Annotated in this window: 6 protein-coding genes; 3 read left to right on the plus strand and 3 right to left on the minus strand. The window is 72.2% G+C overall.

What is annotated here, in order from left to right; translation table 11 throughout:
• Positions 1-402 precede the first annotated feature (402 nt).
• Together UO65_RS30035 and UO65_RS30040 are read right to left on the minus strand one after the other, a co-directional pair.
• Positions 403-1,023 carry a carboxymuconolactone decarboxylase family protein gene (locus UO65_RS30035; protein WP_233427897.1) on the minus strand — a complete coding sequence of 207 codons (621 nt, stop codon included), beginning with the start codon at positions 1,021-1,023 and terminating at the stop codon, positions 403-405.
• Between the two features lie 145 nt (positions 1,024-1,168).
• Positions 1,169-3,736: a glycoside hydrolase family 3 protein gene (locus UO65_RS30040; RefSeq protein ID WP_152552351.1), complete on the minus strand. Its 2,568-nt coding sequence runs from the start codon at positions 3,734-3,736 to the stop codon at positions 1,169-1,171.
• Positions 3,737-4,047: 311 nt separating this feature from the next.
• On the opposite strand from UO65_RS30040, the gene UO65_RS30045 reads away from it, so the two are divergent.
• Positions 4,048-5,562 carry a DHA2 family efflux MFS transporter permease subunit gene (locus UO65_RS30045; RefSeq protein WP_035289388.1) on the plus strand — a complete coding sequence of 505 codons (1,515 nt, stop codon included), beginning with the start codon at positions 4,048-4,050 and terminating at the stop codon, positions 5,560-5,562.
• A gap of 160 nt (positions 5,563-5,722) precedes the next feature.
• Positions 5,723-6,568, plus strand: coding sequence for an FG-GAP repeat domain-containing protein (locus UO65_RS30050; protein ID WP_035289394.1), 846 nt, complete (start codon positions 5,723-5,725; stop codon positions 6,566-6,568).
• A gap of 12 nt (positions 6,569-6,580) precedes the next feature.
• Here the strand turns inward: UO65_RS30050 and UO65_RS30055 are convergent, their stop codons facing one another.
• Positions 6,581-8,020 (minus strand): Rv3212 family protein, encoded by a 1,440-nt coding sequence (locus UO65_RS30055; RefSeq protein ID WP_459166301.1) that lies wholly within the window; start codon positions 8,018-8,020, stop codon positions 6,581-6,583.
• Between the two features lie 343 nt (positions 8,021-8,363).
• Here UO65_RS30055 and UO65_RS30060 point away from each other — a divergent pair, with 343 nt between their 5' ends.
• On the plus strand, positions 8,364-8,966 hold the full coding sequence (locus tag UO65_RS30060) for a TetR/AcrR family transcriptional regulator (protein ID WP_035289400.1): 603 nt from the start codon (positions 8,364-8,366) through the stop codon (positions 8,964-8,966).
• Positions 8,967-9,754 lie beyond the last annotated feature (788 nt).

Consider the following 9,754-nt stretch of genomic DNA (forward strand, 5'->3'; position numbering starts at 1 on the left):
TGTCACATGATCGCCACCCCCGGCCAAACACATCCACCCACCCGGGCAGTCGCTTGGCCGGACCGGCGGTTTGTTGGGTGGTCGGCTGACCAAGTGCCTCCACCACCTAGGCACTTGCTCGCCGGGCCGGCGGTTTTCGGGTGGCCGGCCTGCGTTCAGGACCTCCACCCACCCGGGCAATCGCTCGCCAGGCCGGCGGCTTTCGGGGTGGCCGGCCTGCGTTCAGGACCTCCACCCACCCGGGCAATCGCTCGCCGGGCCGGCGGTTTCGGGGTGGCGGATCGGCTTTGCGGACGGGCCCTGGGTGGCCGTCCGGCATGACCGGACCCGGACCCGCAGCCGTTTCGCCGGTCGCTGCCCGGGCGCCCCGGCGACCTGTCCGGCCGACCCGGTGGTCCGGGTCTACACCCGCTTTGCCCGTTGTTCGGCCAACCCGGCGATCCGGTCGTGCACCCGCTTCGCCGTGCCGGTGGCGGGTGGGTCGGGTTCGACGCGGAGGGTGGTCAGGACGGTGGCGAGCATTTCGTAGTGGCCGACCAGGAAGAGGAATTCCAGTGCCGTCTCCTCGTCCAGGTGCTCCCGCAGGGCGGCCCAGGTCGAGTCGTCGAGGTCCTGGTCGTGGTGGAGGTGGTCGACGGCGGTCAGGAGGGTTCGTTGGCGGTCGTTCCAGCCCTCGGCTCCCGGGCCCTGGCGCACGGCCTCGATGCGCTCGGCGTCGAAGCCGACCCGGGCGCCCATGCGCACGTGGTGCTGCCACTCGTACTCGCACCCCCGCAGGTGGGCGACGCGCAGGATGATGAGTTCGGTGTCCCGTCGGCGCAGGCGCCCGCCCGCGAGAAGGCGGCCGGAGAAGTGCAGCCAGGCCCGGAAGAGCTTGCGGTGCCGTCCGATGATCCCGAACACCGCCATCGGGCCCGTGCCCTCCACCACCCCCGCGAGTCGGGGGAAGACCCACCCGAGGACCCGGTTGTCCTTGAACGAGCCCTGGGCGATGCGCGGCGCCATCCCGACCGTCCTCTCCACCGACGACATACCTACCGATGGGTATACCAGTGCACCCCGCACCCCCGCCGGTCGGAAGCCCCTGTGGACAACCCCGCCGCGCCCCCGATTCCTGTCGGTCCCCCCTGGTTGGATTGATTCGGGGGCTTCTCTGAACCGGCGTCGGTCAGCCGCAGGGTGCCGCGTCGGGGTCGCGGGCGCCGCCCGGGGCCCAGCGCACGTTCGCGAACGAGGCGTCGAACGCGGCCTCGGTGTAGACCAGGAACGGCGTGTTGACGTTGCCCAGGTCCAGCCCGCCCGCGTCGAAGCAGGAGATCGGGATCTTGACCGTCTTCTTCTCCCCCACCGGCGCCTGCAGCAGCCGCGTGGCGTCGACCTCGGCGAAGCACGGGTACACGCAGTGCGCGCTGACCACGACCCGACCGGCGGGCGGCTGGTGCACGACCACGTCGAACTCCAGTGCGCTGTCGGCGCTGAGGTACGGCCGCAGGTCGGAGGTCCCGGCCGGGTCCTGCAGGTAGAGCTGGCCGGTGCCCGACCACGTGGTGCGCAGCGCGTCCTGCTGCACGTTCACGTCCGCGGGCACCACGCCGATCGTCGCGTGCGCGGCGGTGCCGTCCGCCCCGACCTCCGTGCCGCCCCAGTTCTCCGGGGAGCCGATGAAGGCCTTGTAGGGGGCGATGTCCTGCCGGTTGAAGATTTCCAGGTCCTCGGTGGCGGGGCCGCCGCCACCGCCGTCGTCGCACTCCGGGGCGGTCTCGGGGAGTTGGCCCACGGGCGTGCGCTGGCGGTCGGTGAGGCCGTAGCCGTACGGGAACAGCGGGTCGTAGTCCGGTGAACCGACGTTGAGCGGGGTCTGGCAGGGGGTGCGCGGCCAGGAGAACGAGAGCTTGCCGTCGAACCCGCCGTCGACCAGGCGGTCGGCGACTCCTCCGCCCTCGGTGCCGGGCAGCCAGGCCGCCACGAACGCGTCCGAGCGGTTCAGCTCCCTGTTGGTGTACAGGGGCCTGCCCGACAGGTAGACGCTGACCACCGGCACGCCCTTGCCCGCGACCCGGTCCAGCACCCGCAGGTCCTCCGGGTGCAGCCGGGACGCGTCCAGGCCGCGCTTGCCCAGGTCGCCGTTGCCCTCCGCGTACGGGGTCTCGCCGAGGACGGCCACCACCGCGTCGTAGCCGGTGGGGTCGACGTCGCCGGTTTCGCTGAAGGTCACGTTGGCCGCGCCGAGCTTCTCGCGCAGGCCGCCGAGGACGGTGGTGCCGTTGGGGAAGTCGGCGTTGGTGTTGCCGGTGCCCTGCCAGGTCAGCGTCCAGCCACCGGTCTGGTTCTGCATGCTGTCGGCGCTCTTGCCGACGACCAGGACCTTCGCCCGCGACCGCAGCGGCAGCACCCGGTTGTCGTTCTTGAGCAGCACCAGCGATTCGCGGACCGCCTTGCGCGCCAGCGCCCTGGCTTCCAGCGCCCGGCCCGCGTCGCGGCGGGCGGAGGGCTTGGGGGCGTCGAACACGCCGGAGCGGAGCTTGACGCGCAGGATGCGGGTGACGGCGTCGTCGATGCGGGCCAGCGGAATCTCGCCGCTCTGCACCTGGGCGATGGTGTTGGTGATGAACGCCTTCCAGTCCTGGGGGACCATCACCACGTCGATGCCCGCGTTGATCGCCCGGGGGCAACTGGCGTTGGTGCAGCCGGGGACCTGGCCGATGCCGTTCCAGTCCGACACCACGAGCCCGTCGAAGCCCAGCTTGCCCTTGAGGATGCCGTTGAGGGCCAGGTCGCTGCCGTGCAGCTTGCCCTCGTCGATGCCCAGGGCGGGGTTGGTCCAGCTATTGAACGACACCATGACGGTCTGCGCGCCCGCGGCGAGGGCGCCGTAGTAGCCCTGGCCGTGCACGTTGATCATCTCGGCGGTGGAGGACGGGTTGACGCCCTGGTCCACGCCGCCCTCGGTGCCGCCGTCGCCGATGAAGTGCTTGGCGGTGGCCAGGACGCCGTCGAGGCGCAGGCGGCGGTCGCCCTGGAGGCCCTTGACCGCCTCGTAGCCGTAGGCGCGGGTGATCCGGGGGTCTTCGGAGTAGCCCTCGTAGGTGCGGCCCCAGCGGTCGTCGCGGACCACGGCCAGCGTGGGCGCGAACGCCCAGTCCTGGCCGGTGGCGCGGATCTGCCGGGTGGTGGCCGCGGCGACGTCGCGGACCAGGCAGGGGTCGTGCGCGGCACCGAGGCCGATGTTGTGCGGGAAGACGGTGGCGCCGAAGACGTTGTTGTTGCCGTGCACCGCGTCGATGCCCCAGAGCACGGGGATGCCGGTGCGGGTGGACTTCGAGGCCTGCCAGTAGGCGTCGGCCTGGGCCAGCCAGGCGGCGGGGGCGGCGTGCTTGTCCTGGCCCGGCCAGGCGCCGCCGCCGTTGAGGACCGAGCCGAAGCCGTAGGTGCGGACGTCGTCGGCGGTGATGGCGGTGATCTCCGGCTGGGTCATCTGGCCGACCTTCTCGGCCAGCGTCATGCCCGCGACCATCCGCCGGACCCGGTGCTCGTCGACCGGGTTGGTCGGCACCCGGCTGTCGACCCTCGGCCAGTCGGCGAGGGTCGGCAGCCGGTCCTCGACCCTGGCGCAGCCGTGCCCGTCGGTCCGCGGCGGACCGACCACCGGCCGCCCGGTCGCGGCGGCGGCCGGGGTCAGCAGCGCCGCCCCGAGCACCCCGACGACCACTGCCCGTACGACGCGTGCGTGCCTCATCGCGCTCCCCGGCCTCGTTGCCTGCTTTCCTCTAGCTCACCGTGTACGGGACTACCCGACAATCCGCCTTTGGGAGCATCTCCTCTCGACAACCGAGGGACCCCGTGACGCAGCGCGTACGTCATACTTGATCCGATCGGGTGACGCCGTGGGCCGGTCGTGTCGGCAAACACCTGCTCACCTGTCGGTGGCGCCGGCTATCCTGGCCGCGCCGCACCCCGATTCCCGGTTCTTCGGCAGTCGACGGCGACCGCTACTGGGGAGTCGTCCGTCCGTGCGCCCGCGGCGCACCCGTTCTGGAGGTTCCACCCATGCAGACCCCTGCCGCCGCGCCCGCGGCCGGCGACAAGCTCGACGCGGCGGTGCTGAAGATCGCCAGTGTCGTCGTGCTGGGCGTGATCATGTCCATCCTCGACGTCACCGTGGTCAGCGTGGCGCTGCCCACCTTCCAGGAGGTGTTCGGCGCCAGCTACGCCACCGTCGCCTGGACGATGACCGGCTACACCCTGGCGCTGGCGACGGTGATCCCGCTCACCGGGTGGGCCGCCGACCGGTTCGGCACCAAGCGCCTCTACATCCTGGCGCTGGTGCTGTTCGTGCTCGGCTCGGTGCTGTGCAGCCTGGCCTGGGACATCGGCAGCCTGATCACCTTCCGGGTGCTGCAGGGCCTCGGCGGCGGCATGCTGATGCCGCTGGGCATGACGATCATGACCCGCGCGGCCGGACCGGACCGGATCGGCCGGGTGATGGCCGTGCTGGGCATCCCGATGCTGATGGGCCCGATCGGCGGCCCGATCCTCGGCGGCTGGATGCTGGAGTCGCTGTCCTGGCACTGGATCTTCCTGATCAACGTCCCGATCGGCGCGGTGGCGCTGGTCGCGGCCGTGCTGGTGCTGCCCAAGGACAACCCGTCGCCGTCGGAGACCTTCGACTACGTCGGCATGCTGCTGCTGTCGCCGGGTCTGGCGCTGCTGCTGTTCGGCGTGTCGTCCATCCCGGAGAAGGGCACCGTGGCCAGCTCCCGGGTGCTCGTCCCGGCGCTGATCGGCGTCGCGCTGGTCGTCGGGTTCGTCTTCCACGCGCTGCGGCCGCGGCACCCGCTGATCGACCTGCGGCTGTTCAAGAACAAGCAGTTGACCGTCGCCACGATCACGCTGTTCCTGTTCGCGGTGGCGTTCTTCGGCGCGATGCTGCTGGTGCCCAGCTACTTCCTGCAGGTCCGGCAGGAGACCACGCTCAGCGCGGGCCTGCTGTTGGCCCCGCAGGGCCTCGGCGCGATGCTGAGCATGCCGATCGCGGGCAAGCTCGCCGACAAGACCGGCGTCGGCAAGATCGTGCTGTTCGGCATGGGGGTGATCGCCGTGGGCATGGGCGTGCTCACCCAGATCGACGCGAACACCTCCTACGTGGTCCTGCTGGGCGTCCTCGCCCTGATGGGCATCGGCATGGGCGCGGCGATGATGCCGCTGATGACCGCCGCGCTGCAGACCCTCAACGACCACACCATCGCCCGCGGCTCGACGCTGATGAACATCGTGCAGCAGGTGGCGGCGTCGGTCGGCACGGCGGTGATGTCGGTGGTGCTGACGAACCAGATCAACGGTTCGGAGGCCATCGGCAGGCTGGCCACCAAGTCCTTCGAGCCGCAGGAGGCACCGGCCCTGGCCGCGCAGGCCCAGGCCGACACCGCCTCGGGCTTCGCGATCGCGTTCACCGTCGCGTTCGTGCTGCTGCTGCTGACCCTGGTCCCGGCCTTCCTGCTGCCCCGCAGGAAGGTCGAGACCCCGGAGGGCGCCGAGGCGCCGAAGCCGGTGATCATGCACTGAGGTCCCGCAGGGGGAAGGGGCGCACATCCGCTGGGTGTGCGCCCCTTTCTTTGCGTTTTTCCACCGGAGATCCCCGCTGCGGGTGGTTGATCGCCGACAGCGCTCACAACCGGGCGGTGGTCGGCGATGCACCGGGTGTTGCCGACGAGGGGGAGGCGCTGTGCTGCGTTCGGTGTTCGTGGGATCAGTGGTGGCCGGGTTGCTGGCGGTGTCGGTGTGGCCCGCGGCGGCGGCCGGGCCGAACACGCCGTTCCTGGGCGACCTCAACGGGGACGGCCGCGTGGACCGGGTCACGCTCGGCGCGGTCGGGCTGACCTCGACCTGCACGGTGAGCGTGCAGGACGGCCTGGTGGGCGGTGGTTTCGCCGCGGCGGTCCAGCACAGCTACGTGTCGCCGCGCACCTCCGGGCCGCTGCCGTACTGCCCGGACATGGGCGAGGTGGTGGACCTCGGCGGGAACGGCACGCCGGAGATCGTGACCACCGGCTTCTACTGGTACGGGGCGACCGACGCGCTGCTGGTGCTGCGGGACTTCGCCCCGGTGGCGTCGTTCAACGGGTTGAGCATGCCGAGCACGCTGCGCGCAGTCGACTTCGACGGCGACGGGCGCAAGGACCTGTGGAGCTCCACCGACCAGTCCAGCCGGTTGCGCACCTACACCAACACCGCGGCGGGCACCCTGGTGCCCGGCCCGTTCGAGGTGTGCAGCGACGCCTCGCTGCCCCAGCACGCCTTCGCCGACTTCGACGGCGACGGCGGCCAGGACATGCTGCTGTACCGCCGTTGCGGCCTCGGCGTCGGCCGCGCCGCCGAGCTGTACCGCGGCGGCGGCGGACCGCCGGTCGTGTTCGCCACCTCCACCACGGCGACCTACGAGGTGTTCGTGGGCGACTTCGACTACAACGGCGTGCCCGACGTGGGCCTAATCACCAAGCAGTCGGGCGGGGCGGTCACCGTCCGGCACTTCCTCAACGACGGCGCGGCGGGCTTCACCGAGCTGCCCTGACCCCGCTGGGCCCTACCGCAGGGCGACCAGGGTGGGGCCGCGCTGCTCCAAGACGATCTCACCGGTGACCGACATGGTAATCGGACCGGTGTAGCCGCCGCGGTCGACCGGGATCACACCGACGTTGGCGCCGGTGACCTCGTCCTGCACGGCCAGGCCGTTCTGGATCGGGACGACCAGCCTGCCCGCCTGCACCACCCCGGGGCCGAGCGTGGTCTGGATCGTCCACATCGGACGCAGGTCGGCCGGGGACAGGGCCACCGTGCGGGAGCCGGTGAACCAGTAGACGCCCTCCGGGCCGGTGGTCGTCAGCACGGTCGCGCCCGGGGGGTCGGTGTTGGCGGGTTCACCCAGCCCGGGTTCGTCGAGCGGGTAGTCGGCCAGGGCGATGCCCGCTGAGGTGTAGACGCGCAGCCGCGCCGGGTCGGACAGGGCGACGGCGGTGTGGGTGTCGGTCAGCGCGACGATGCGGGCGCGGGCGCCCACGACGGTGCTCGAGACGACCTCGACGTCGTCGTTGTCCTTGCCGCTCGGGGACTGGCTGCGGTAGACGGTGAGCCGGTCGGCGCCGTTGTCCTCCGGGCAGCGCTCGATGACGCCGATCTTGCCCGGGGTGACCGCGACCGAGCCGAACGTGCAGCCGTGGCGCAGGTTGGACCGGAACTGCACCGGGGTGGGGCGGGTGCCGTACTGCGAGGTCATCACCAGGTCGGAGCGCCAACTGGTGAGCAGCCGCCTGCCGGTGGTGGTGACGGTGCTGCCGTCGGAGAGCAGCCGGGTGCCGAACTCGGCGTCGGAGTTGCGGGTGCGCTCGACCTTGCCGCTGGTGCCGTCGAGGCCGGTGACCTCGCTGCACCCGCCCTTGGCGTACGGGTCGCCGTCGGGCAGCGCCCCGCCGTCGGAGGCGTAGAGGGCGAGCACGGTGCCGCTGTCGGTGCGCTGCGGCGGGGCGGTGTCGAACGGGGCGACGGTGCACAGCGCCCGGTCGCGGGCGTAGCGCCACTTGACCTCACCGGTCAGCGGGTCGCGCCCGAGGACCTCGCCGCCCATCCCGGTGGCCACGACCGCGCCCGCGACCACGGGCACCGGGGTCATCGGGCTGTCCGCGCGCCAGGTCTCGGCCAGCGACGGCGGGAACTGCAACGGCGGCTCCTGCACCGCGCCCGGCTCGGCGGCGGGGACGCGGGTGGTGGCGGCGAGGTCACCGGTCTGCCAGAGCACGACCGCCGAGGCCGCCAGCGCCACCACGAGCACGCCCGCGACGACCCAGTCGCGCTTGCCGGTGAAGCGGGTGCGCTGTCCCCTCGGGACGGTCTCCCGGGGTCCCGCCGGGACGGTCTCACGCGGCCCCGCCGGGGCAGTCTCACGCGGTCCTGCCGGGACGGTTTCGCGCGGCGGGTCGGAAGTGTGTCCAGGGTTACCCCCGGGTTCGTCCCGGTCGTTTTGGGACATTTGCCCCGCCACCGGGACGCGTTCGACCGGCTCGGTCCCCCGCGCTCCGGGACCGCCTGCGCCGACCGCGTCGTCCGCCACCGCTTCTCCCTTGTTTACCCAGGTCAGATGCTCTTGGCGCCCCACCGTGGCACATCGGCGGCGAGCGCTCAAGGGCGCTTGAGGCTACCGCGCGGAATGTGTCATCCCCGTTCGGATCGGCGGGGGTGAACCGGGGTGAAAACCACGCGGACGACAGCAGTGGATCATCGAAGTGGCCGGACCGTACAGCATACCTCCACCTCCGCGCCATCGTTGTCCCTCGAATGGAGGTAACCTCCCCCCTCGAGTCCCAGGAGGTGCGGTGAGTCCGGCAGCAGAGACAGAGGCCCCGTGGGCCCGCCGCCCGAAACGGGCGGACGGGCGACGCAACTACGACGCCATCCTCGAGGCGGCCCGGGTGGCGTTCGCCAACCGGGGCACCGGCGCGTCCCTGGAGGACATAGCCAAGGCGGCCGGAGTGGCGATCGGCACCCTCTACGGCCACTTCCCCACCAGGGAAACCCTGGTGGAGGCATCCGTGCGCGAACAACTCGACCAACTCGACCAGGCCGCCACCACCCTCACCGAGGAAGACGGCGACGCGCTGGGCGCGCTCACCGCGTGGGTGCGCCTGGCCGTGGAGCACTGCAGCACCTACCGCGGGCTGGCGAGCTTCCTGGCGGGCAGCGCGCACACCGCGGGCGCCCCCCTGCACCACACCGGCGTGATCGTGCACAAGGCCGTCGCCCCCCTGCTGGCCAAGGCGAAGGAAGCGGGCCGCATCCGGACGGACGTGACCGCCGAGGAGCTGTACGCGGTCATCACCGCCGCGGCTTGGACCAGGGAGAACTCCCCGGAGCAGGTCGACCACAGCGTGCGCCTGCTGGCGTTCGTCACCGAGGGCATGGCCCCGCAGGCAGGCTAGGAGCGGCAGGCCGGGCCCACCACCCGGCCGCCGACCACCGCCCGGCCGGGCGAACCGCAGGCCCAGCCGCCTGCCACCCGGAACCCCCAACCGAGGGCATGACCCCGCAGGCGAACCAGGAACGGCAGGCCGAGACCACCACCCGGCCGCCGATCACCGCACTGCCGCCAACCACCGGCCAGCCGAACCGCAGGCCTGACCAACAGCCACCCGGAACGCCACCGGCTCAGCCGCCCGGCCCGCCCGACCAGGCGGCAGGCCCGCCCGACCACGCGGTCCGGCCGCCACCCGGACCCCCTGGGCGCAGCGGCCACCCACCCCGAACCCGCCAGCACGGCCACCAGCCACCCGGGCCCCACGGCGCAGCCACCAGCCACTCGAAACCCTCCTCGTGCAGCGGCAACCAGCCACCCACCCGGCCCCGGCCACCTGGAACCCGGCTTGCACAACTGCCGACCACCCCGCAAACCGCCGGCCCGGTAGCCAGCCACCTGCAACCCCACCGCGCGCAGCCGCCGACAACCCCCCAAGCGACGGCCCGGGGCCGGCCACCCGAACCCCACCGTGCGCAGCCGGCGACCACCCCGCCAACCACCGGCCCGGCGGCCGACCACCCGAACCCCACCGTGCGTAGCTGCCGACCGCCCAACAAACCGCAACCCTGGCGGCCAGCCACACCGAGCCGTCAGCGGCGCAGCCGCCGACCACCCTCGCAACCGCCGGCCCGGCGACGAAATGCCCGGGTGGGTGGATGTGCTTGGGTGGGGGAAGCGATCATGTGCAAGCCT

The organism is Actinokineospora spheciospongiae (assembly GCF_000564855.1).
Classification (GTDB): Bacteria; Actinomycetota; Actinomycetes; order Mycobacteriales; family Pseudonocardiaceae; genus Actinokineospora; species Actinokineospora spheciospongiae.